We start from the raw sequence: 22622 nt of genomic DNA on the forward strand, positions 1-22622 counted from the left end.
CTGCAGGGGGGACCCTGTGGGAGAGTAGGACGCCGCCGAACAAATTTTGAAATAGCCTCGTTCCCCGAGTTTCGACTCGGGGAACGAGGCTATTTTGCGTTCTGGATCCTTGAGCCACACGTAGGTTCTTCGACGCCTCCGGGATTCGGGAGGGGCGGTGCGGCACGGCCCGATGGAGTAGTCGAAACGGCATGGGCCGAATGGGCGCTATCGCTCGTGTGCCTTTGGCGATTGTCTGACGCGGATGGGGAGGGGGATGGGGGCGGCGAAGGGGATTGCTGAGCCTTGTGCTGTGTCTGTGTTCCACCGGTGGCTAGATGGAGCTGGGTGCTGGCCGGCCACCTCGCGCGCTTCCACGATGCTTTCCGGTGCGTTCCTGTCGGGCATCCGCTGTGTAGGAATGCCTGTGCCCCGTCCGTCGCTGGTCATCTCAGGTATCCCGCGGTCGACAGTTGGCGTGGGATGCGATGCTGGCGAGTGCCGTGGCTCCCAGGCCCGTGAGGGGCTTCTATGGGAGGGGCTTGGGGCGGGGCGGTTTTAGAGCCGGCCGGTGGACTTCAGGGTGAGGTAGGCGTCAGCCAGTTCGGGGGCCAGGCGGTCCGGAGTGGCGTCGATGACGGTGATGCCGTGGTGGCGAAGGCGGTCCGCGGTGCGGCGGCGAGCGGCGCGAGTCTGTTCTGCGGCTGCGGCTGCGTAGACGGACTGGGGGGTGTGGCGGCCGGTTGCCATTTCCTCGATGCGGGGATCGGCGACGGCCGCGACGATGAGTTCGTTGCGCTGGGTGAGGCTGGGGAGGACGGGGAGGAGGGCTTCCTCGACGGGGGCCGCGTCCAGGCCGGTGAAGAGCACGATGAGGGACCGGCGCGGGGTGCGGCGGTGGATCGTGGCGGCCAGGCCGCGGGCGTCCGCCTCGACCAGTTCGGATTCGAGCGGAGCGAGCGCCTCGGTCAGTGCCGGGAGGACATCGCGGGCCGCGTGGCCTTGGACGGAGGCGCGTACGCGGCGGTCGTAGGCCAGCAGGTCCACGCGGTCGCCGGCACGGGCGGCGAGGGCGCCGAGGAGCAGGGCGGCGTCCATGGATGCGTCGAGGCGCGGGATGTCGCCGACGCGGCCCGCCGAGGTGCGGCCGGTTTCCAGGACGAGCAGGATGCGGCGGTCGCGTTCCGGACGCCAGGTGCGTACGGCGAGGTCTTGGCGGCGGGCGGTGGCGCGCCAGTCGATGGAGCGGGTGTCGTCGCCGGGGGTGTAGTCGCGGAGGCTGTCGAATTCCGTGCCTTCGCCGCGGGTGAGGATGCTGGTGCGGCCGTCGAGTTCGCGGAGCCTGGCGAGCTTGGCGGGGAGGTGCTTGCGGCTGGTGAAGGGCGGCAGCACACGCAGTGTCCAGGGGACGTGGTGGTTTCCCTGACGGGCTGCCAGGCCGAGCGGGCCGTAGGAGCGGACGGTGACGCGGACCGCGTGGTGGTCGCCGCGGCGGGTGGGGTGCAGCGCGGTGGTGAGACGGCGCCGCTCGGAGCCGGGGATGCGCACCGTGTGACGGGACGCGGGGATGTCCGAGCCGGGGTGGAAGGAGCTCGGGGGCCAGGCGTCGCGGATCGTGGCGCGCAGGGTGCGGCGGCTCGGGTTGGTGAGGGTGAGGTGTGTGTGGGCTTCGCCTGTTAGTCGAACGGTTGTGTCACCTGTGCGGGTGAAATGAAGCTTTCGCACTGGCGCTGCGAGTGCGAGGTCGCACAAAATAGCTATCAGCAGGGCGAGTTGGACGATGAGGATGCCGAGCCAGCTGGGCAGCACGAAGCCGACGAAGAGGGCTCCGACTGCGGAGATGAGGGCGGTGCGTCCGGTGAGGGCCACGGTGTCGTCTTAACGGGGGACGGGGAGATGCGCGAGTACGGCGTTGATCACGGAGTCTGCGGTGACTCCTTCCATCTCCGCTTCGGGGCGGAGCTGCACACGATGTCGGAGCGTGGGAAGAGCAAGTGCCTTGACGTCGTCAGGGGTCACATAGTCGCGGCCGGTCAGCCAGGCCCAGGCGCGTGACGTGGAGAGCAGGGCGGTGGCTCCTCGGGGGGAGACGCCGAGTGCAAGCGAGGGGGATTCGCGGGTGGCACGGCAGATATCGACGATGTAGCCGGTGACTTCGGGGGATACCGAGGTCTTGGCGACCGCTTCTCGGGCGGCGTCGAGGTCGGCGGCGGAGGCGACGGGGCGCAGCCCTGCGGCGCCCAGGTCACGGGGGCTGAAGCCGGCCGCGTGGCGGGTGAGGATGTCGATCTCGTCGTTGCGGGCCGGGAGAGGGACCGTCAGCTTCAGCAGGAACCGGTCGAGTTGGGCCTCGGGCAGCGGATAGGTGCCCTCGTACTCCACGGGGTTCTGCGTGGCTGCCACGAGGAACGGCTCGGGGAGGGGACGGGCGGTGCCGTCGACGGTCACCTGACGCTCTTCCATCGCCTCGAGCAAAGACGCCTGGGTCTTGGGGGGCGTGCGGTTGATCTCGTCGGCGAGCAGCAGGTTGGTGAAGACGGGGCCTGGCTGGAAGGAGAACTCCGCGCTGCGGGCGTCGTAGACCAGCGAACCGGTGACATCGCTGGGCATCAGGTCGGGGGTGAACTGGACGCGCTTGGTGTCGAGTTCGAGGGCGGTCGACAGGGCGCGTACGAGAAGGGTCTTGGCGACGCCGGGGGAGCCCTCGAGGAGCACATGACCGCGGCAGAGGAGTGCGACGACCAGGCCGGTGACGGCGGGGTCCTGGCCGACGACGGCCTTGGCTATCTCGGTGCGCAGGTCCTCGAGGGAGGCTCGGGCGCGGTCAGCGGTCGGGGTGCTCACGGGGGGCGTGCCTCTCTTGGGAAACGATCGAGGATTCGAGTTCGTCGAGTTGGTCCGCGAGGCGGACCAGGGCCCGGTCGTCCACGGGGGCCGGGCCGAACAGGAGGGTGTGGAGATCTGTTCCGGCGTCAGGGGGTGAGGCCATGTGGGCCTGTACGGCGGGGACGAGGACGTCAGGGGTGTGGGCGTGAGCTGGGGACACGCCTGCGAGGGGAGCGAGTCGCGTGCGGGTCGCGGAGCGCAGTACGGCTGAGGCCCGGTCACGGGCGTTGGCCTGTTCGTAGAGACGTGCGTGGCCCTCGGTGGTCTCGGCGGCCGGGACGGTGACGGGGAGCTTTTCCGGCACCAGGGGGCCGAGGCGGCGAGCGCGCCAGAGGGCTGCGAGTACGGCGGCGAAGGCGAGTTGGAGCAGGGCCCAGCGCCAGCCGGAGGGGATGAGGTCGAGGAAGCCGCCCTGGTCGTCCTGGGCGGACGACGGGTCGCTGACGGAGGGGAGGTACCAGACCAGATGCTTGTGGGAACCGAGGAGTTGAAGTGCCAGCGAGGCGTTGCCTTCCTCGGCGAGGTGCTGGTTGTAGAGGAGATCGGCGGAGCCGAGGAGCACGGTGTCGCGGCCGGCGCCGGCGGCCGGCAGGCGCAGCAGGGTGGGCCGGCCGCCGACGGGGTAGCAACGGTCGGTGCCGTCGGCGGGCGTGGCGTAGCGCAGACCACCGAGGAGTGCCTTGCCGGCGCGGCGGGCTTCGGGGAGGGAACAGGCCGGCGGGCTCGGGGAGTTGCCTACGGGGGTGTCGACCTGGACGTGGGGGGCGAAAGTCCCCAGTGCCGAGGTGCCGGGGGCGAGCAGGACGGTGCGTCCGGGGCGGGAGGCGGTCGCGGCGTGCAGGCTCGTCAGCTGGCGCTTCGTCAGTACGTCGGGGTCGGAGACGAGCAGGGTGGTGCCGGGGCCCGACGCGGCGGCGGCCTCCTCGGAGGTCGTCACGACCTGGGTGGAGACACCGCGGGCGGCGAGGAGTTGGGCCAGTGCCCGGCTGCCCGACCGGTCCGCCGAGCGGGGGTCGAGTCGGCCGTGCTGCTCCCCGGACTGCAGGGCCGCGAGGACGATTCCGCTGATGACGAGCAGGAGGATCGCGAGCAGGGGGCCACGCGAGCGGGACCACACCCGGCGGGTCGTGGGGGAGAGCGCGAAGCTGTCCGTGGTGGCCGTGGTCATCCGCGGCTCCTGGTCGCAGTGGCGGCCAGAGTGGGCTTGGCGCGCTGGAGGTCGGCGTCGAGTCCGGTCAGGAGGGCGTATGCCTGCTCCGTGCCGGGGCGGCCGCCGTATGTGACGTCGTCGAAGGTGCGGGCTGCGGTGCGCAGTTGGTCGGCGTACGGGGGGAGTGCCCGGCCGGCTTCGGTGGCCGCCTCGTCGGCGGTGCGGCCGGGCCCGGGGGTGAGCAGGGCGCGCTCTTCGAGGGAGAGGACGATGGCGCGCATGCGGTCCTGGATGGCCTGGTTCCAGTGGCCCGCGGCGGCGTGTCGGTCGGCGGCGGCCCGGTGTTCCACGGCCGTGCGGGGGGTGTCGGTGAAGAGTGCGCCGCCTGTGGTGGGCGTGCGACGTACCGCGCCGAGCCGGAGGCGGAGGGCGACGACCAGCAGCAGGACGAATGCGGCGATGGCGAGGAGCCCGATCCAGCCGCCCGGTGTGGTGCCGGCGGCCGCGCCGAACAACTCGTCGACGCGGTCCCAGAGCCAGTTGAGGGCTTGCTGGATCGGGTTGGGGTCGTGCTGGTGGTACCGAGGATCGGACAGCTCGCGCTCGGCCGCCTCGCGGGCGGGGAGGCGAGGAGTCCGCACGGGTATGTCGTCGTCGGTACGCGCCATGAATCGTCCGAGCGCGGCCATGTTCCCCCCTGTGGTCACCGCATCAGCTTCCGGGAGCGGCGTCGGTGGGGCGCTGCCCGGAATCGTCGGCGGGTGTCGTCGTGGCCGTCGGCGTCTCGTCGGCGGGGGCGTCGGTGCCGTAGCCAGGGAGGCCTGCGGCGCGGGCGAGTTCGAGGTCGAGGGCCTCGCGGCGGATCCGCTGGTCCATGTAGAGGAGCGCGGTGACGCCGGCGCTGATCGGGAAGGTGATGGTGGAACTGATGACCGCGCCGATGCCCAGCACGATCAGAAACGACCAGCCGGTGCCGTCGCTGGTGCCGTTCGCCCACGCCATGAGGCTCTCGCCGCCGATGAGGAAGGCGATGAGGGTGGCCGGGATCTGGATGATGAACTCGACGATGCCGATCAGGAGGTAGGCCAGCAGCTGGGCGCCCAGAACCCGCCACCAGGAGCCCCGTACGAGCTTGGCGGAGCGGCGCATCGATGCGATGACGCCCTGCTTCTCCAGCATCAGCGCGGGGGAGGCGAGGCTGTAGCGGACCCACAGCCAGATGCTCACGACGGTGGCGGCCAGGCCACCGAGCATGGCGAGGAGCAGGCCGATGTCGTGCGTGCCCGTGGCGGCGACGATGACGCCGGGAGCCACGCCGACCGCGAATATCGCGGTGACGATCGCCGGGAGCAGGACGAGCAGGCCGAGCAGGCGGGGGAGTTGGGCGCGGGCGTCGCGCCAGGCCTCCCCGGCGGTCACCGGGCGGCCCAGGACGGCACGGCTGACGACCATGGTGAGCAGACCGGTGGCGATGATCGTGGCGAGCAGTCCGATCGCCGAGGTGATGGCGCTGCCGGCGAGTGTGTCGCCGAGCTGGCGCATGGTGTCGCGGATCGGCGGGACGTTGTCGCTCGAGACGGTGGTCGCGCGGCCGCCGTCCCGGAACCACACCCCGGTGACGATGGTGACGGCGGTCTGCGAGACGACCGCGACGATCAGGGAGATGCCGAGGACGGTGCGCCAGTGGGCGCGCATGGTGGAGACCGCGCCGTCGAGGATCTCGCCGATGCCGAGCGGGCGCAGCGGGATGACGCCCGGCTTGGCCGCCGGCGGCGTCGCGGCCCAGGCGCCGCCCCAAGGAGGCTGCTGGCCGGGGGCCGGTCGGCCGGCCCAGCCGGGATTGCCCGAACTCGGCGACGAGGCGCGGGTGCGGTCGCCGGCCGTGTCCTGACCGCCGCTGCCGTGGGGTCCGCCCTGGCTGGGGATGCCGGCGGGGGCCGACCACTGGCCGGCGGGCGGCTGCTCCTTGGACCAGTTCGGTGGGGTGGGCTGCTCCGCGGGCCCGGGCTGGTCTTCCGACGCCTGGGTGGGCTGCTCCTGAGTGCCGCGGGCCGGCTCGTCGGAGGGCGTGGATCCGGGCGAGGCCCAGCCCGGAGAGTTGTTCATCGTCGCTCCTTCTTACTGTCCGTCCGCCGGGACGGCCGGGGTCCGGGGTCCGCGGTGCCAGTCATCGTGTCATGGCGCCCGGCGTTGTGTACCCGCGCCCTGAGAGTGAGGGGACCTTATGTTCGAGGGCGGGTCGGCGGCAGACTGAGTGGATGGGCGATCAGTACGAGGTATCCGAGACGGGCGCCGGGGCGCTCGCGATCCCGTCGTTGCGCTGGGAGGAGCCACCGGAGGGGCCCGTATTGGTCCTCCTCGACCAGACCCGCCTGCCGGCGGAGGAGGTCGAGCTGGTGTGTACGGACGTACCGGCGCTGGTCCAGGCGATCCGGACGCTGGCTGTGCGCGGGGCGCCGCTGCTGGGCATCGCGGGTGCGTATGGCGTGGCGCTGGCCGCGGCGCGGGGCTTCGACGTGGACGAGGCCGCGCAGGCGCTGGCGCAGGCCCGGCCGACCGCGGTCAATCTGGGGTACGGCGTGCGCCGGGCAGCTGGCGCCTATCGCGCGGCGCTGGCCGGCGGGGCCGATGCCCCGGCGGCGGCGCTGGCCGAGGCCCGGGCCGTACACGCGGAGGACATCGAGGCCAGCGTGGGGATGGCCGAGCACGGTCTGGCGCTGCTGGGCGAGCTGCTGCCGGGCGGCGGTCACCGGATCCTCACGCACTGCAATACGGGCGCGCTGGTGTCCGGGGGCGAGGGCACCGCCCTGGCGGTGGCGCTCGCGGCGCATCGGGCCGGTGAGCTGCGCCGGCTGTGGGTGGACGAGACGCGGCCGCTGCTGCAGGGGGCGCGGCTGACCGCCTATGAGGCGGCGCGGGCCGGCATGGCGTACACGGTGCTGTCGGACGGTGCGGCGGGGTCGCTGTTCGCCGGCGGCGAGGTGGACGCGGTGCTGATAGGGGCGGATCGGATCGCTGCGGACGGTTCGGTGGCCAACAAGGTCGGTAGTTATCCGCTGGCGGTGCTGGCGCGGTACCACCACGTTCCGTTCGTGGTGGTGGCGCCGACCAGCACGGTGGATCTGGAGACCGAGGAGGGGGCGGATATCGAGGTGGAGCAGCGGCCGGGACAGGAAGTGACGGAGTTCTCGTTGCCCTGCACGCAGGGGTCCGCGGCAGTCGCGGGCGGCGCCATATCGGTGGCTCCGTTGGGCGCGCAGGCCTACAACCCGGCCTTCGACGTCACTCCGCCGGAGCTGGTGACGGCGATCGTGACGGAGGCCGGAGTGGTGTCGCCGGTGACCCGGGAAGCGCTCGCCGAGGTGTGTTCCACATCACGATGGAGAAAGTCACGATCAGGTAATGGGATGATGGCCAAATGAAGGGACGCGTCCTGGTCGTCGACGACGACACCGCACTGGCAGAGATGCTCGGCATCGTGCTGCGCGGCGAAGGCTTTGAACCGTCGTTCGTGTCGGACGGTGACAAGGCCCTGGCTGCCTTCCGCGAGACCAAGCCCGATCTTGTGCTGCTCGACCTGATGCTGCCCGGGCGGGACGGTATCGAGGTGTGCCGGCTGATCCGGGCGGAGTCCGGCGTGCCGATCGTCATGCTGACGGCCAAGAGCGACACGGTGGATGTGGTGGTCGGGCTCGAATCGGGCGCGGACGACTACATCGTCAAGCCGTTCAAGCCCAAGGAGCTGGTGGCCCGGATCAGGGCGCGGCTGCGGCGTTCGGAGGAGCCTGCCCCCGAGCAGCTGGCGATCGGTGACCTGGTCATCGACGTGGCCGGCCACTCGGTCAAGCGGGACGGTCAGTCGATCGCGCTGACCCCGCTGGAGTTCGATCTGCTGGTGGCGCTGGCGCGCAAGCCGTGGCAGGTCTTCACACGTGAGGTGCTGCTCGAGCAGGTCTGGGGCTATCGGCACGCCGCCGACACCCGGCTGGTCAATGTCCATGTGCAGCGGCTGCGCTCCAAGGTCGAGCGGGATCCGGAGCGTCCGGAGATCGTGGTGACCGTGCGCGGGGTCGGCTACAAGGCCGGGCCCAGCTGAGATGGTCCGGGACGGTTCGACCCCGGAGGGAAAGCGGGGGCGCACCGTCGGACCGGCGGGTGATATGTCCTTTTCGAGTAAGTTGTCTGCTCGATTGCTGCGCGGTGGGCAGCTGCTGCCCGACGGCGCCGTGAGCGGGCCGGTCCACCCCCTGCTGCGGCTCTTCAGCCGCTGGGTACGCCGGCCGCTGCTGCCCGCCCTGCGGCTGTGGCGCCGCAACATCCAGCTGCGCGTGGTGGCGACCACGCTGCTGATGTCACTCGCCGTGGTCCTGCTGCTCGGCGTCGTGGTCGTCGGACAGGTCCGCAACGGCCTGCTCACGGCCAAGGCGCAGGCCGCGCAGAGCCAGGCGGTGGGCGGCTTCGGCGTCGCCCAGAAGATGGCCGACGGCGCCGACGACACCCGTAGCGACGACGCCGCACGCACCGGCAACCGCGGCACCCAGGACTCCGCGACCTGGCTGACCGGCCTGGTCGAACAGCTCGCCAGCGGCGGCCAGGGCGTCTTCTCGGTCGTGGCGCTCAGCTCCGACTCCGACGAACCGTTCGGCGACTCCAGCCCCGGCACCCGCGGGCCGCGCGCCTCCGGAGACGTCGACCCCGAGCGCAGCGTGCCCGCCGAGCTGCGGCGGAAGCTGGACACCAAGTCCGGGACGTTCCGCCAGTACACCCAGATCAAGCGCATCGGGTCGGACGACGGCGTCCCGGCGCTGATCATCGGCAAGCGGCTCAACGACGTCAACAGCAACCAGTACCAGCTCTACTACCTCTTCCCCTTCAGCCAGGAAGCGGAGTCGCTCAAGCTCGTGACGGGGACGCTCGCGACGGCCGGGGTGTTCGTCGTGATCCTGCTCGGCGCGATCGCCTGGCTGGTCGTCCGGCAGGTCGTCACGCCCGTACGGATGGCCGCGGGGATCTCCGAGCGGCTGGCCGCCGGCCTCCTCCAGGAGCGGATGAAGGTCACCGGTGAGGACGACATCGCCCGGCTCGGCGAGTCCTTCAACAAGATGGCGCAGAACCTCCAGGTCAAGATCCAGCAGCTGGAGGAGCTGTCCCGGATGCAGCGCCGCTTCGTCTCCGACGTCTCGCACGAGCTGCGCACGCCGCTGACGACCGTACGGATGGCGGCCGACGTCATCCACGAGGTGCGCGACGAGTTCGACCCCGCCACGGCACGCTCCGCCGAGCTGCTGCGCGGCCAGCTCGACCGCTTCGAATCGCTGCTCGCGGAGCTGCTGGAGATCAGCCGGTTCGACGCGGGCGCGGCCGCGCTGGAGGCCGAGCCGATAGACCTGCGCGATGTGGTGCACCGCGTCATCGAGGGCGCCGAGCCGCTCGCCGAGGCGAAGGGCACCCGCATCCTGGTGCGTGGCGCCGAGCAGCCCGTCATAGCCGAGGCCGACACCCGACGGGTGGAGCGGGTGCTGCGCAACCTCGTCGTCAACGCCGTCGAGCACGGCGAGGGCCGGGACGTCGTGGTGCGGCTGGCCTCCGCGGGCAGCCGCAGCGGCGGCGCGGTGGCCGTCGCGGTGCGCGACTACGGCGTCGGCCTCAAGCCCGGCGAGGCCACCAGGGTCTTCAACCGCTTCTGGCGCGCGGACCCGGCCCGGGCCCGGACGACCGGCGGTACGGGACTCGGCCTGTCCATCGCGGTCGAGGACGCCCGGCTGCACGGCGGCTGGCTCCAGGCCTGGGGCGAGCCGGGCGGCGGCTCGCAGTTCCGGCTGACCCTGCCCCGTACGGCCGGCGAGCCGCTGCGCGGCTCCCCGATACCCCTGGAGCCGGAGGACTCACGACGCAACCGCGGGCTGGACGAGACGGGGCAGCCGCGCGCCGGGGCGGGGCGCAAGGCGTCCACGATCCCGGTCCAGGCACGGTCCTCGCAGTCCGGAGGCGCACAGCCGCTCGCCGCGGAACCGCGGGCGATGGCCCGTGCGACCGCCGATCCCACGGCGCTGCCCGGCAGCGGCGCCCGTGTGATGCCGCAGCGCGCGGGCGTACGAAACGGGGAGACGGAGCGCGACAAGAGTGCCCGCACCGACGTGCCGGCCGGTGACGGCGAGGCGGAGCGGGAGACCGGACAGGGCGTGGAATCGGAGGACGGGCTGCGTGGACACTGAGCGCGGAAGCGAGCGCGTAGTGGCGCCCACGTCCCGTACGCGCGCCCGCCGGGGAGCCGGCCGGGCGCGCAAGCTGACCCTGCTCGGCTGCGCGGCGGCGCTGCTGGCCGGATGCGCGTCGATGCCGGACAGCGGGGAGGTCACGGCGGTCGACCAGTCGCCGCGCTCCGAAGGCGACTCGCAGGTGCGGGTCTACGGCGTGCCCCCGCAGGACGGCGCGCAGCCGACCAACATCGTGCGCAGCTTCCTCGACGCGACGACCAGCGACGAGGCCGATTTCCGTACGGCCACGCAGTATCTGGCCAAGTCGGCGAAGCGGACCTGGCGGCCCTTCCAGGTCACCAAGGTGCTCCAGGAGCGGCCCAAGCCCGAGCCGAAGGTGCAGCCCAACCGCGAGGACGTCAACGGCTACACCGTCACGCTCTCCGGCAGCCAGGTGGCGTCGGTGGACGACCACCACGCCTACACCCCGCAGGAGAAGCCGTACCGCCAGACGATCCACCTCATCAAGGAGGAGGGTCAGTGGCGGATCGACCGGCTGCCCGACGGGCTGGTGCTGGGACTGTCCGACTTCCAGCGCATCTACCGCTCCGTCAACAAGTACTACTTCGCCTCCTACAACTCGGAGTCCGAGGAGCCGAAGGCGAGCCGCAACGTGCTCGTCGCCGACCCGGTCTACCTGCGGCAGCGAATAAAGCCGATCACGGCCAGCGTGGAGGCGCTGCTGTCCGGGCCCACCGACTGGCTGAACCAGGTGACCACCTCGGAGTTCCCCCGCGGCACCCGGCTCGCGGCGCATGATCTGGCGCTGGACGACTCCAACGCGCTGCGGGTCAAGCTCAGCAAGGCGGCGGTGAACACCGACACCACCCAGTGCAAGCGGATGGCCGCTCAGCTCTTCTTCACCGTCCAGGACATGACACGCGCCTCGAAGATCAGCGAGGTGGAGCTCCAGGACGACGGCGGCAACTCGCTGTGTGTGCTGTCCCAGGACCAGGCCGAGCGCGACTTCGCCCCGCCGCAGCGCACCGGGCGTACCCCCAAGGAGTACTTCATCGACGCCGACCACAAGGTCGTCGCCATGTCGGACTCGGCGACCGAACCGACGCCGGTGCGCGGTCCGTTCGGTACGGGCAGCACCCCTCTGCGCTCGGTCGCCATCTCGCGCGGCGAGAACGCCGCGGCCGGCGTCTCCAACGACGGCCGGTCGCTGTACGTGGCCGCCATGGAGGACGGCGTCGAGCGCGGCGGAGCGCTGCTGACCAGCACCGGCTCGGCCAAGCACGCCGACGAGGGGCTGACCGCGCCGAGCTGGGACGGTCTGGGGGACCTGTGGATCGCGGACCGCGACGCCCACGGCTCCCGGCTGCTGCGGATACGTGAGGGCAAGGGCGACCCCGAAGAGGTCGCGGTGCCCGGTCTCGGCGGGCGACGGATCAAGGCGATCAAGGTGGCCGCGGACGGTATCCGGATCGCGGTCCTGGTGGAGGACAAGGGGCGGACGACGCTCCAGCTCGGCCGGGTCGAACGGAACGGAAGCTCGGCGCATCCGGTGCTGTCCGTGCAGGAACTGCGACCGATCGCCCCTCAGTTGGAGGACGTGGTGGCCGCGTCCTGGGCGGGCGGCAGCCGGCTGGTGGTCGTCGGGCGGGAGTCCGGCGGGGTGCAGCAGATGCAGTTCATGGAGACCGACGGCTCGGCGTCCAACGCGCAGACGCTGCCCGGCGTCAACGGCGTCAAGGCGGTCGCCGCCTCGGAGGACGAGACCAGACCGCTGATCGCCGACGCCACCGAGGGCATCGTCCGGCTGCCTCCGGACGCGAACTGGAAGACCGTGGCGAAGGACGGGACGGCGCCGGTCTATCCCGGATGACGCCGGTCCATCCCGGATGACGGGGTGGTCGGGTGACGTGACGAGGCGACCGGGTGGCCGGGTGAACGGGCGAGCAGGTGGCCGCCATGGCGGGCTGGTCGCGTGGGCCCGGGTGACACGGTCACCCGTTCCGCGGACGGACGGTCTGCGCGGCGGGCGGCCCTGGTCTGCCGGAGGTTCCGGCCGGCTACGGGCTCGGCCCGCTCGACGGCCTGGGCCAAGGGACCATGCCGCTGACCTGCATCAACAGCCCGCTGGACCCGGGCCCCGGGCGCTCCACGAGGTTATCCACAGGGGTGGCGGCCGGACGTGGACGGCAGGAAAGTGGAGCCATGCAGGGGGTGTGGCGCGAACTGGCCGGTCTGATCCTGCCGGTCGCCTGTGCGGGGTGTGGTCGCCCGCGTACGGAGCTGTGTGAGGGGTGCCGCCGGGCGCTCGCGCGGGACGGGCGCGGGGCGCGGCGGGTGCGGCCGCGGCCGGAGCCGGCGGGGCTGCCCCGGGTGTGGGCGGGTGCGCCGTATGCCGACGAGGTGCGGGCCGTGCTGCTGGCGCACAAGGAACGGGGCGCTATGCGGCTGGCCGGGCCGCTGGGGGCGGCGCTGGCCGGGGCGGTGCGGGGGCTGCGGCCCGGCGGCGGGCCGCTGCTGCTGGTGCCGGTGCCATCGGCCCGCAGGTCGGTGGCCGGGCGGGGCCATGATCCGGTGCGCCGGATCGCCCTGGCGGCGGCCGGTGCGCTCAGGAGGGCGGGGGTGGGGGAGGGGGCGGGGGCCCGGGTCCTCCCCGTACTGCGCCAGCGGCGCGCCGTCGCCGACCAGGCGGGCCTCAGCGCCCGGCAGCGGCTGGCGAACGTCACGGGTGCGCTGGAGGTGCGGGGCGGGGCTGCCAGGCTGCTCACGGGGCAGCCAGTGGTGCTGGTGGACGATCTGGTGACTACCGGAGCCACGCTGGTCGAGGCGGCGCGGGCGGTAGCGGCGGCCGGTGGCCGGGTGACCGGCGCGGCCGTCGTGGCGGCGCCGGTCAGTGCTTTCGAAAATCGATGTGCACCGCGCGGTCTTCCGGGGAATGGAATTCCCACATGATCGGTAGTTGGCTGGGAAAAGTCACCCAAACGGAGCTGAGGGCTCCGAGGGGGTGCCGACATCCGCCCAGGAGAGCTATGTTCGGTTGTGAGGACTTGGCGGATGTTTTGCCTCGGATGTCGCGATGAATGCGTTCAGGGGCGTTTGCAGCGACCCTGAAAACGGGGGGCGTGGAGATCTTGTCGTCGGGGGAGGAGGAGGTGAAAGTCGCCAAGTCCGAGGCTTCGGCAACTACCGGAGCCTGGTGCAAGAAGGAATTGCTCCGCCGGATGAGCGGAGCGATCCGGGAACGGAGTTCTGCGTGGACATCGTCGTCAAAGGCCGCAAGACCGAGGTGCCCGAGCGGTTCCGCAAGCACGTGGCCGAGAAGCTGAAGCTGGACAAAGTCCAGAAGCTCGACGCCAAGGTGATCAGCCTGGACGTCGAGGTGTCCAAGGAGCCCAACCCGCGGCAGGCCGACCGTTCCGACCGAGTGGAGATCACGCTCCGCTCCCGTGGCCCGGTGGTCCGGGCCGAGGCGGCCGCAGCCGATCCGTACGCCGCGCTGGACCTGGCAACCGCCAAGCTGGAGGCACGGCTGCGCAAGCAGCACGACAAGCGCTTCTCACGTCGCGGCAACGGCCGCATTCCGGCGAGTGAGGTCGCCGTGAGCGTGCCGGACGCCGCGAGCCTGAACACCAACGGCGAACTCGCCACCGAAGCCGATCAGACGGTGCCGACCACGAGGATGGGGTCGATCGACGTCCAGGGCGAGGGTCCCCTGGTCGTCCGGGAGAAGACCCACTCGGCCGCACCGATGACGCTCGACCAGGCGCTCAACGAGATGGAGTTGGTCGGACACGACTTCTATCTCTTCGTCGACGCCGACACCAAGCTGCCAAGTGTCGTCTACCGGCGGCACGCATACGACTACGGCGTCATCCACTTGAACCCCGACTCGTTCGGGGAGGAGGAGCCCGGCGGCGCAGGCGGCGCGCTGGGCGGCTGAACCCCACCCGCTCGGTGCCCCCGGCGTACGCCGGGGGCACCATCGTGCCCGGAGAAAGCAGGAGTTGAAGCCGTATAGTGTTTGTGCCAGCCAGGGAGTTCGTGGACGCGAAACGGCGACACGCCGGGGAGACGGTCGTATGGCATTGATCGGGCTGGTCGCAGGGGGCTGTTGTCAACCAGCCTTATTTCCAAGCTCCGGCCTCTCGGCCGAGTAGTTGACGGGGAGGATCAATGGGGGACAGTTTCGGTCCCGTGCGCGGTGACGCGGACGACGACGAAAGTGGTGTCGGGGGCGACGAGCGGGCCGTCAGTGTGCCGCGCAAGGAGCCGATCCGGGTCCTGGTGGTGGATGACCACGCGCTTTTCCGGCGAGGGCTGGAGATCGTGCTGGCCCAGGAAGAGGACATCCAGGTCGTCGGTGAGGCGGGGGACGGCGCGGAGGCGGTCGACAAGGCCGCGGATCTGCTGCCCGACATCGTGCTGATGGACGTACGGATGCCCAAGCGCGGTGGGATCGAGGCGTGCACCTCCATCAAGGAGGTGGCCCCCAGCGCCAAGATCATCATGCTGACGATCAGTGACGAAGAGGCCGATCTCTACGACGCGATCAAGGCCGGCGCCACCGGCTACCTCCTCAAGGAGATCTCCACCGACGAGGTGGCGACCGCGATCCGGGCCGTGGCGGACGGTCAGTCGCAGATCAGCCCGTCGATGGCGTCCAAGCTCCTGACGGAGTTCAAGTCGATGATCCAGCGGACGGACGAGCGCAGGCTGGTGCCGGCGCCCCGGCTCACCGACCGCGAGCTGGAGGTCCTCAAGCTGGTCGCCACGGGCATGAACAACCGCGATATCGCCAAGGAACTCTTCATCTCCGAGAACACGGTGAAGAACCACGTCCGCAACATCCTGGAGAAGCTCCAGCTGCACTCCCGGATGGAAGCGGTGGTCTACGCGATGCGGGAGAAGATCCTCGAGATCCGCTGAGCGGCCGGCGGGCCGACCGGGCCGGCGGCCGACCAGCCGGGTGTGTCCCCGCGGGCCCAGCCGGTCAGCCCTGCGCGGTCAGCTCGGTGCGCAGGGCGGCGGCCAGCCGGGCGTCGTCGCAGCGCTCCACGCGGACGGCATCGCAGCCGACCCACGCCGCGGCCTCTCGGAGCGCCTGCGCCATCGGGGCGACGGCCTTGTCGTTCTGCAACGAGACCTGGCGGGCGACGAGGGTGGTGCCCTCACGGGCCGGGTCGACCCGGCCCACCAGTCGGCCGCCGGCCAGCAGGGGCATCGCGAAGTAGCCGTGTATCCGCTTGGGGCGGGGGACGTACGCCTCCAGACGGTGGGTGAAATCGAAGATCCGCTCCGTGCGCGGCCGGTCCCAGATCAGGGAGTCGAAGGGCGAGAGCAGGGTGGTGCGGTGCCGGCCGCGGGGCGCCGAGGCCAGCGCGGCGGGATCGGCCCAGGCGGGCTTTCCCCAGCCCTCGACCTCGACGGGGACCAGACCGGAGTCCGCGACGACGGCGTCGACCTGCTCGCCCTTGAGGCGGTGGTAGTCGGCGAGGTCGGCGCGGGTGGCCACCCCCATGGCGGTCCCGGCCTGGGCGACCAGGCGGCGCAGGCACTCGGCGTCGTCCAGATCGTCGTGGAGCAGGCTGCCTGGGACGGCGCGCTCGGCGAGGTCGTAGACGCGCTTCCAGGCGCGGCGCCGCGTACAGACCACGTCGCCGGTGTCCAGCAGCCACTCCACCGCGATCTTGGTCTCGGACCAGTCCCACCATTCGCCCCCGTTGCGGCCGCCGCCCAGCTCCGAGGTGGTCAGCGGGCCGTCGGCCCGCAGGCGCTCCAGGACGGCGGCGCAGGAGCGCTCGGAATCCTGCATGACATGCCAGCGGTGGCCCTTGGCGCGCCGGGCGCGGCGCCGGAAGGCGAAGTGCGGCCACTCCTCGATGGGCAGGATGCAGGCGGCGTGCGACCAGTACTCGAAGCTGTGGGGCCGGGCCGCCGACGCGCCGGCGGGAGCCTCGGCCCAGTACGCGGCCTCGACGGCCGGGCGTCCGACGGCGCCGAGGCGGGCATAGGGCACCAGCTCATGGGAGCGGGCCAGCACCGAGATCGTGTCCAGCTGCACCGCGCCCAGGGCCCGCAGCACTCCGCGCACCCCCGCCCGGCGGTCCGGGGCGCCCAGCAGGCCCTGGGCCCGCAGGGCCAGGCGGCGGGCGTCGTCGCGGGACAGGCTCGTCACGGGCTGCGGCAGAGGCGATGGCTGCGTCACGGCGGTCATGCGGCACAGCGTAGGGGCGGGCACTGACAGCGGGCGCCGACCGCGGCCCGGGGCCCGGGGAAGGGCCGCGGGACGCGGTCGGCCGGCGCCGCGCGGCGTTTCAGCCGGAGTAGGGCAGGTACGGCGTGGTGTCCGGCGGGCCGGACGGTCCGGGCTCCGCGTCGCCCAGGTCGGAGGGGAGCAGCGAGCCGATCCAGACGTCCCGGCGGGTGCCCTCGTGCAGCAGCTTGGCGCGCAGGGTGCCCTCCCTTTGGAAGCCGAGTCTGCGGGCGACCGCCCAGGAGCCGTCGTTGCCGGCCTCCGCGAGCCACTCCATGCGCTCCACGCCCAGATCACGAAAGGCCCAGTGCAGCACCGCGCGGGCCGCCTCGACGGTGTACCCCCGGCCGCGCTGCTCCTTGGCGGTCCAGAAGCCCAGCTCGGCCTGTCGCTCCGGGGTGCGCAGACGGTCGAGGCGTACCAGGCCCATCGCGCCGACCAGCGAGCCGTCCGCCTTGGTGACGACGGCGAAGTTGTAGCTCGTGTCGTCGCGCCAGCCCTCGGGGGCGATCGCCCCGACGAACTGCTCCGCGTCCCGGTGGCTGTACGGCGAGGGGACGCTCGTCCAGCGCGGGATGTCGGGCTCCTGGCAGGCGGCGTGGACCGCGGGTGCGTCGGACGGCTCGAAGGGCCGCAGCACGAGGCGCTCGGTGGTGAGGGTGAGGGGCATCATGAGGGTGAGTCTGCTGGGTCGTGGGAAGGGCCGCTAAGGATTTTCGCGTGATTCCCGGCACCTGCCCGGCACCTTCTCGCGGCCTTGTGCGTTCACGTGGCGAGGGGATAGCGGGGTTCGCGGCGGCGGACCTCCCGGCCCGGCGGCGTCCTCCTTTACGATGGCCGTTGCGGCGGGGCCTGCCCCCTTGGAAATATGCCGCGCCCGCGCACTCGACCGTGCAGGCCCGACCGGCAAGGAGACCAGCCCAAGTGTCCGTCTTGACGAAGATCATGCGTGCAGGCGAAGGAAAGATCCTGCGCAAGCTGCACCGCATCGCGGGCCAGGTCAACTCCATCGAGGAGGACTTCGCGGCCCTCTCCGACGCTGAGCTGCGGGCACTCACGGACGAGTACAAGGAGCGGTACGCGGACGGCGAGAGCCTCGACGACCTGCTGCCCGAGGCGTTCGCGACGGTCCGCGAGGCCGCCAAGCGAGTGCTCGGCCAGCGCCACTACGACGTCCAGCTGATGGGCGGCGCGGCCCTTCACATGGGGTACGTCGCGGAGATGAAGACCGGTGAGGGCAAGACCCTGGTCGGCACCCTCCCCACGTACCTCAACGCGCTGTCCGGCAAGGGCGTCCACCTGATCACGGTCAACGACTACCTGGCCGAGCGCGACTCCGAGATGATGGGCCGGGTCCACAAGTTCCTGGGCCTGACGGTCGGTTGCATCCTCGCCGACATGACGCCCGCCCAGCGCCGTGAGCAGTACAACTGCGACATCACCTACGGCACGAACAACGAGTTCGGCTTCGACTACCTGCGCGACAACATGGCCTGGTCGCAGGACGAACTCGTCCAGCGCGGCCACAACTTCGCGGTCGTCGACGAGGTCGACTCGATCCTCGTCGACGAGGCCCGTACGCCGCTGATCATCTCCGGCCCGGCGGACTCGGCCACCAAGTGGTACGGCGACTTCGCCAAGCTGGTGCAGCGCCTCAAGAGGGGCGAGGCCGCCAATCCGCAGCGCGGCATCGAGGAGACCGGCGACTACGACGTCGACGAGAAGAAGCGCACGGTCGGCATCCACGAGTCCGGTGTCAGCAAGGTCGAGGACTGGCTGGGCATCGACAACCTGTACGAGTCGGTCAACACCCCGCTCGTCGGTTACCTCAACAACGCGATCAAGGCCAAGGAGCTGTTCAAGAACGACAAGGACTATGTCGTCATCGACGGCGAAGTCATGATCGTCGACGAGCACACCGGCCGTATCCTCGCCGGCCGCCGCTACAACGAGGGCATGCACCAGGCCATCGAGGCGAAGGAGGGGGTGGAGATCAAGGACGAGAACCAGACGCTCGCCACGATCACCCTGCAGAACTTCTTCCGCCTCTACAGCAAGCTCTCCGGCATGACCGGTACGGCCATGACCGAGGCCGCCGAGTTCCACCAGATCTACAAGCTCGGCGTGGTCCCGATCCCGACCAACCGCCCGATGGTCCGCATGGACCAGGCGGACCTGATCTACCGCACCGAGCCGGCGAAGTTCGACGCGGTGGTCGAGGACATCGTCGAGAAGCACGCCAAGGGCCAGCCGATCCTGGTGGGCACCACCTCCGTGGAGAAGTCCGAGTACCTCTCCCAGCAGCTCAACAAGCGCGGGGTGCCGCACGAGGTCCTCAACGCCAAGCAGCACGACCGGGAGGCGTCGATCGTCGCCCAGGCCGGCCGCAAGGGCGCCGTGACGGTCGCCACCAACATGGCCGGCCGTGGTACCGACATCAAGCTCGGCGGCAACCCCGACGACCTGGCCGAGGCCGAGCTGCGCCAGATGGGCCTGGACCCGGTCGAGCACGTCGAGGAGTGGGCGGCCGCGCTGCCCGCCGCCCTGGAGCGCGCCGAGGCCGCGGTCAAGGCGGAGTTCGAGGAGGTCAAGGAGCTCGGCGGGCTGTATGTGCTCGGCACGGAGCGGCACGAGTCGCGCCGGATCGACAACCAGCTGCGCGGTCGCTCCGGCCGTCAGGGCGACCCCGGCGAGTCGCGGTTCTACCTCTCCCTGGGCGACGACCTGATGCGGCTGTTCAAGGCCCAGATGGTCGAGCGGGTCATGGCGATGGCCAACGTGCCGGACGACGTCCCGATCGAGAACAAGATGGTGACGCGGGCGATCGCCTCCGCCCAGTCGCAGGTCGAGCAGCAGAACTTCGAGACGCGCAAGAACGTCCTGAAGTACGACGAGGTGCTCAACCGTCAGCGCGAGGTCATCTACGGCGAGCGCCGTCGCGTCTTGAAGGGCGAGGACCTGCAGGAGCAGATCAAGCACTTCATGGACGACACCATCGACGCCTACATCCAGGCGGAGACCGTCGAGGGCTTCGCCGAGGAGTGGGACCTGGACCGGCTGTGGGGCGCGTTCAAGCAGCTCTACCCGGTCAAGGTGACCGTCGAGGAGCTGGAGGAGGAGGCCGGCGACCGCGCGGGCATCACCGCAGAGTTCATCGCCGACGCCGTCAAGGACGACATCCACGAGCAGTACGCCGCCCGTGAGGAGCAGCTCGGCTCGGACATCATGCGCGAGCTGGAGCGCCGGGTCGTGCTGTCCGTCCTGGACCGCAAGTGGCGTGAGCACCTCTACGAGATGGACTACCTCCAGGAGGGCATCGGCCTGCGGGCGATGGCCCAGAAGGACCCGCTGGTCGAGTACCAGCGCGAGGGCTTCGACATGTTCACCGCGATGATGGAGGGCATCAAGGAGGAGTCCGTCGGCTACCTGTTCAACCTGGAGGTCCAGGTCGAGCAGCAGGTCGAGGAGGTCCCGGTGCAGGAGGCCGAGCAGGAGGCGGTGCCCGCCGGCGCGGGACGCCCCGAGATCCACGCCAAGGGCCTGGAGGCGCCGCAGCGGCCGGACCGGCTGCACTTCACCGCGCCGAAGGTGGACGGTGACGGCAGCGTCATCGAGGGCGACTTCATCAGCGACGAGGAGGCCGGCGGCCCGGCCCGCTCCGAGGCGGACGGGCTGACCCGCGCGGAGCGGCGCAAGGCCCAGAAGAGCGGCGGTCGCCGCCGCAAGAAGTAGGCGCAAGGCGTGGCTTCGGCAGTTCGTGCCGGGGCCGCGCAGCAGCGGGGCGCCCCGGCCGGAGCACGGCCGGGGCGCCTTTGCCGTGTGCGGTGGTCACGGTGCCGGGCTCGGCAGGGCCGGAGCCGGGCCGATGTCCAGCGCGGCGCACCGCCACCGCGCGTCGGCGCCCAGCTCCAGCCGGAAGGCCAGGGCCCGCAGCCGCTCACCCGCCGTGATCCGGGCGAACGCCTCGATGACCCCGCTACGCGGCCGGCACAGTCCGCACTCGCGCACGGTCGGGACCGGGCCGCGCCGCCCCGGGCCGGGAAGGGGCCGTAGCGGCGCCAGCGGGGCCAGCTCCACCAGCCGGTCGTACGCGGCCGGCAGCGCGTGTCCCAGCAGCGCGTGGACGGGCTGCTGCCCGCTGAGCGTGCGCACCAGCTGATGCGCGAACCAGTGGTGCGGCCGGCTCTCGTGGGCCCGGCGCTGCGCCCCGACGGTCGGCAGCGGGATGCCGGGCGCGACGGGGCGGCTGCCGGCAGGGCCCGCGGGGCGTCGGCCCGCGCGCCGGGGCCGGGGGACGGTCGGGGCCGCGGGGCGGGTGCGGGGCGCGCGGGCACTGGCGGTCCTGGTGGTGCCGGTGGTCTTCGCGGTGCTGGTGGTCGTCGCGGTGCCGGCGTCGGTCGCGGCGCGTGCGCTGGTGGTCGTCGTGACGTGGTTTCCGGTCATGGTGGTGATCGCCCCCGTTGTGCCGGGCCCGGTGGATTACTGGGCGGTAGCTTTTTGGTGGGGAACTTCGTATCGGCGGGCGCGGGGCCGCGGCAAGGCGCGCGGCGTCCGGGGGGAGGGGCGATCGGAGTTCACCCGTCCGTGGCACGGGCCCGAACTGGAGCCGGTGTGGCGGGGTGCGGGAGGGGCCCACGGCGGACGGCGCGAGGGCCCTGGGGGCGGCACGATGGGGGACGCACGCCCGTATGCTGGCGGGACAATCTTCACAGTCGAGTGAATCGAGCGGAAGCGGCTGCCATGCGCGTCTATGTCCCCCTGACCCTCCCCGGTCTCGCAGAGGCGCACAAGAACGGTGAGCTGGACCCCGGCGCCCTGGGGGCGTACGCCGTCACGCCCGCGCTGCGCGAGTGGTACGTCTCGGACGACATCGAGGAGCTGGAGTACGCGGCCCTGAACCGCGCGGCGCAGGCCTCGCTGCGGCTGCTCGCCGGGAACCCGCAGGTCGCGCGGCGCCGGGTGGTGGTGGCCGTGGACGTCCCGGAGGGCGCGGCGGTGGCGGACCCCGACCGCGGGCTCGACCAGTCGGCGCTGGGCGAGGTGCGGATCGCCGGACCGGTGCCGCTGTCGAAGGCCGCGGCGGTGCATGTGGACGCCGCCGACGCGGAGCCGGATGTCGCGGCGGCCGCGGCCGCGCTCGGCGCGGCGGACCAGGGCGACGACGACGCGCAGTTCGCCGTGGACGGTGCGGAGGACCACGATCTGATGTGGTTCGCCGTGCAGGAGATCCCCGAACTGATCCGCTGAGCCCCGCGCCGGCGGTCCGGCCGCGTTGTCAGTGGCGCCGGGTACGTTTTCTGCATGGGGAAGGCGCGGTGAGCGCGCGGGGCACGATCTGGGGAACCGCATGGGGAAGCACGCGACACACATCGTCTGGGACTGGAACGGCACGCTGTTCCACGACATCGACGCCGTCATCGGGGCGACCAACTCCGCGTTCGAGGAGATCGGGCTGGCGCCGATCACCCTGGAGATCTATCGGGAGCTGTACTGCGTGCCCATCCCGCGGTTCTACGAGCGGCTGATGGGACGGCTGCCGACGGACGCGGAGTGGCTGGTGATGGACGAGGCGTTCCACCGGCATTACAGCGAGCACCGGCTGGGCTGCGCTCTCGCCGAGGGCGTGGATCTGCTGCTGGAGAAGTGGCAGGCGGCCGGGCGGAGCCAGTCGATCCTGAGCATGTTCGGGCACGACGAGCTGATACCCCTCGTCCGCGGCTTCGGGATCGAGTCACGGTTCGTGCTGGTGGAGGGCCGGACCGGACCGTCCGGAGGCACCAAGAGCGCGCAGATGGTGCGGCATTTCGCGGCGCTGGAGCAGGTGGACCCGCAGCGCACGGTCGTGATCGGTGACGCCGTGGACGACGCGGTGGCCGCACGGGACGCGGGGGCGTACGCGGTGCTCTACACGGGCGGGTCGCACAGCCGCGTAAGCCTTCAGGCCGCCGGGGTGCCGGTGGTCGACAGCCTCGCCGAAGCCGTGGAGCTGGCGGAGACCCTGGTCCGCTAGGACAGGCCACAGGGGCCCCTGTGGGCGCGGTCGCCGGTAGGGGGCCACGTCCGGCCTCTTCCCTCCGGCCCCGGGGTACCCCCGTCCCGCGCGCACGCATACGCCGGCCCGGCGTAGCGTTGTCCAGAA

At 71.5% G+C, this 22622-nt stretch carries 18 protein-coding genes; 10 read left to right on the plus strand and 8 right to left on the minus strand.

Annotated elements, in window-relative coordinates:
* Window positions 1-537: 537 nt before the first annotated feature.
* Genes ACFWZH_RS36040 through ACFWZH_RS36060 form a run of 5 tightly spaced genes read right to left on the minus strand, consistent with a single transcriptional unit; the run spans window position 538 to window position 6121 of the window.
* A complete protein-coding gene (locus ACFWZH_RS36040) occupies window positions 538-1848 on the minus strand; it encodes a DUF58 domain-containing protein (RefSeq protein WP_384441470.1) in 1311 nt (436 codons plus the stop codon).
* Window positions 1849-1857: 9 nt separating this feature from the next.
* On the minus strand, window positions 1858-2823 hold the full coding sequence (locus ACFWZH_RS36045; RefSeq protein ID WP_384441473.1) for an AAA family ATPase: 966 nt from the start codon (window positions 2821-2823) through the stop codon (window positions 1858-1860).
* On the minus strand, window positions 2804-4033 hold the full coding sequence (locus ACFWZH_RS36050; protein ID WP_384441476.1) for a DUF4350 domain-containing protein: 1230 nt from the start codon (window positions 4031-4033) through the stop codon (window positions 2804-2806). The genes ACFWZH_RS36045 and ACFWZH_RS36050 overlap by 20 nt, the downstream gene beginning before the upstream one ends.
* Complete coding sequence (locus ACFWZH_RS36055) at window positions 4030-4722, minus strand: DUF4129 domain-containing protein (protein ID WP_384441479.1); 693 nt, start codon at window positions 4720-4722, stop codon at window positions 4030-4032. Before ACFWZH_RS36055 ends, ACFWZH_RS36050 begins: the two co-directional genes overlap by 4 nt.
* Window positions 4723-4726: 4 nt before the next feature.
* Window positions 4727-6121 carry a hypothetical protein gene (locus tag ACFWZH_RS36060; RefSeq protein ID WP_384441482.1) on the minus strand — a complete coding sequence of 465 codons (1395 nt, stop codon included), beginning with the start codon at window positions 6119-6121 and terminating at the stop codon, window positions 4727-4729.
* Between the two features lie 152 nt (window positions 6122-6273).
* On the opposite strand from ACFWZH_RS36060, the gene mtnA reads away from it, so the two are divergent.
* From mtnA to ACFWZH_RS36095, 7 genes are all read left to right on the plus strand, one after another.
* Window positions 6274-7437, plus strand: a complete 1164-nt coding sequence (gene mtnA, locus ACFWZH_RS36065) for an S-methyl-5-thioribose-1-phosphate isomerase (protein ID WP_384441485.1) — start codon at window positions 6274-6276, stop codon at window positions 7435-7437.
* A complete protein-coding gene (gene mtrA / locus ACFWZH_RS36070) occupies window positions 7434-8111 on the plus strand; it encodes a two-component system response regulator MtrA (protein WP_030416996.1) in 678 nt (225 codons plus the stop codon). Before mtnA ends, mtrA begins: the two co-directional genes overlap by 4 nt.
* A gap of 64 nt (window positions 8112-8175) precedes the next feature.
* Window positions 8176-10230, plus strand: coding sequence for an MtrAB system histidine kinase MtrB (mtrB, locus tag ACFWZH_RS36075; RefSeq protein ID WP_384441490.1), 2055 nt, complete (start codon window positions 8176-8178; stop codon window positions 10228-10230).
* Window positions 10220-12103 (plus strand): LpqB family beta-propeller domain-containing protein, encoded by a 1884-nt coding sequence (locus ACFWZH_RS36080; RefSeq protein ID WP_384441493.1) that lies wholly within the window; start codon window positions 10220-10222, stop codon window positions 12101-12103. Before mtrB ends, ACFWZH_RS36080 begins: the two co-directional genes overlap by 11 nt.
* A gap of 332 nt (window positions 12104-12435) precedes the next feature.
* The gene (locus ACFWZH_RS36085; protein WP_384441496.1) at window positions 12436-13182 is read left to right on the plus strand and encodes a ComF family protein; all 747 of its coding nucleotides are present in this window, start codon (window positions 12436-12438) and stop codon (window positions 13180-13182) included.
* Between the two features lie 301 nt (window positions 13183-13483).
* Window positions 13484-14170, plus strand: coding sequence for a ribosome hibernation-promoting factor, HPF/YfiA family (gene hpf, locus ACFWZH_RS36090; protein WP_384441499.1), 687 nt, complete (start codon window positions 13484-13486; stop codon window positions 14168-14170).
* 233 nt (window positions 14171-14403) lie between these two features.
* A complete protein-coding gene (locus ACFWZH_RS36095; RefSeq protein WP_384441502.1) occupies window positions 14404-15156 on the plus strand; it encodes a response regulator in 753 nt (250 codons plus the stop codon).
* A 64-nt stretch (window positions 15157-15220) separates the two neighbouring features.
* On the opposite strand, the gene ACFWZH_RS36100 is transcribed toward ACFWZH_RS36095, so the two are convergent.
* Both ACFWZH_RS36100 and ACFWZH_RS36105 read right to left on the minus strand, forming a co-directional pair.
* A complete protein-coding gene (locus tag ACFWZH_RS36100) occupies window positions 15221-16444 on the minus strand; it encodes a winged helix-turn-helix domain-containing protein (protein WP_384441505.1) in 1224 nt (407 codons plus the stop codon).
* Between the two features lie 100 nt (window positions 16445-16544).
* On the minus strand, window positions 16545-17156 hold the full coding sequence (locus tag ACFWZH_RS36105) for a GNAT family N-acetyltransferase (RefSeq protein ID WP_384441508.1): 612 nt from the start codon (window positions 17154-17156) through the stop codon (window positions 16545-16547).
* A gap of 251 nt (window positions 17157-17407) precedes the next feature.
* Here ACFWZH_RS36105 and secA point away from each other — a divergent pair, with 251 nt between their 5' ends.
* Entirely contained in the window at window positions 17408-20215 is a 2808-nt protein-coding gene (secA, locus tag ACFWZH_RS36110) for a preprotein translocase subunit SecA (protein ID WP_384441511.1), read from the plus strand.
* A 96-nt stretch (window positions 20216-20311) separates the two neighbouring features.
* On the opposite strand, the gene ACFWZH_RS36115 is transcribed toward secA, so the two are convergent.
* A complete protein-coding gene (locus tag ACFWZH_RS36115) occupies window positions 20312-20926 on the minus strand; it encodes an Rv3235 family protein (protein WP_384441514.1) in 615 nt (204 codons plus the stop codon).
* Window positions 20927-21223: 297 nt separating this feature from the next.
* On the opposite strand from ACFWZH_RS36115, the gene ACFWZH_RS36120 reads away from it, so the two are divergent.
* Window positions 21224-21730: a DUF6912 family protein gene (locus tag ACFWZH_RS36120; protein ID WP_384441517.1), complete on the plus strand. Its 507-nt coding sequence runs from the start codon at window positions 21224-21226 to the stop codon at window positions 21728-21730.
* Between the two features lie 100 nt (window positions 21731-21830).
* Complete coding sequence (locus ACFWZH_RS36125; protein ID WP_384441520.1) at window positions 21831-22493, plus strand: HAD family hydrolase; 663 nt, start codon at window positions 21831-21833, stop codon at window positions 22491-22493.
* Window positions 22494-22622: the final 129 nt, after the last annotated feature.

Source organism: Streptomyces sp. NPDC059008 (genome assembly GCF_042749045.1).
Lineage (GTDB): Bacteria > Actinomycetota > Actinomycetes > Streptomycetales > Streptomycetaceae > Streptomyces.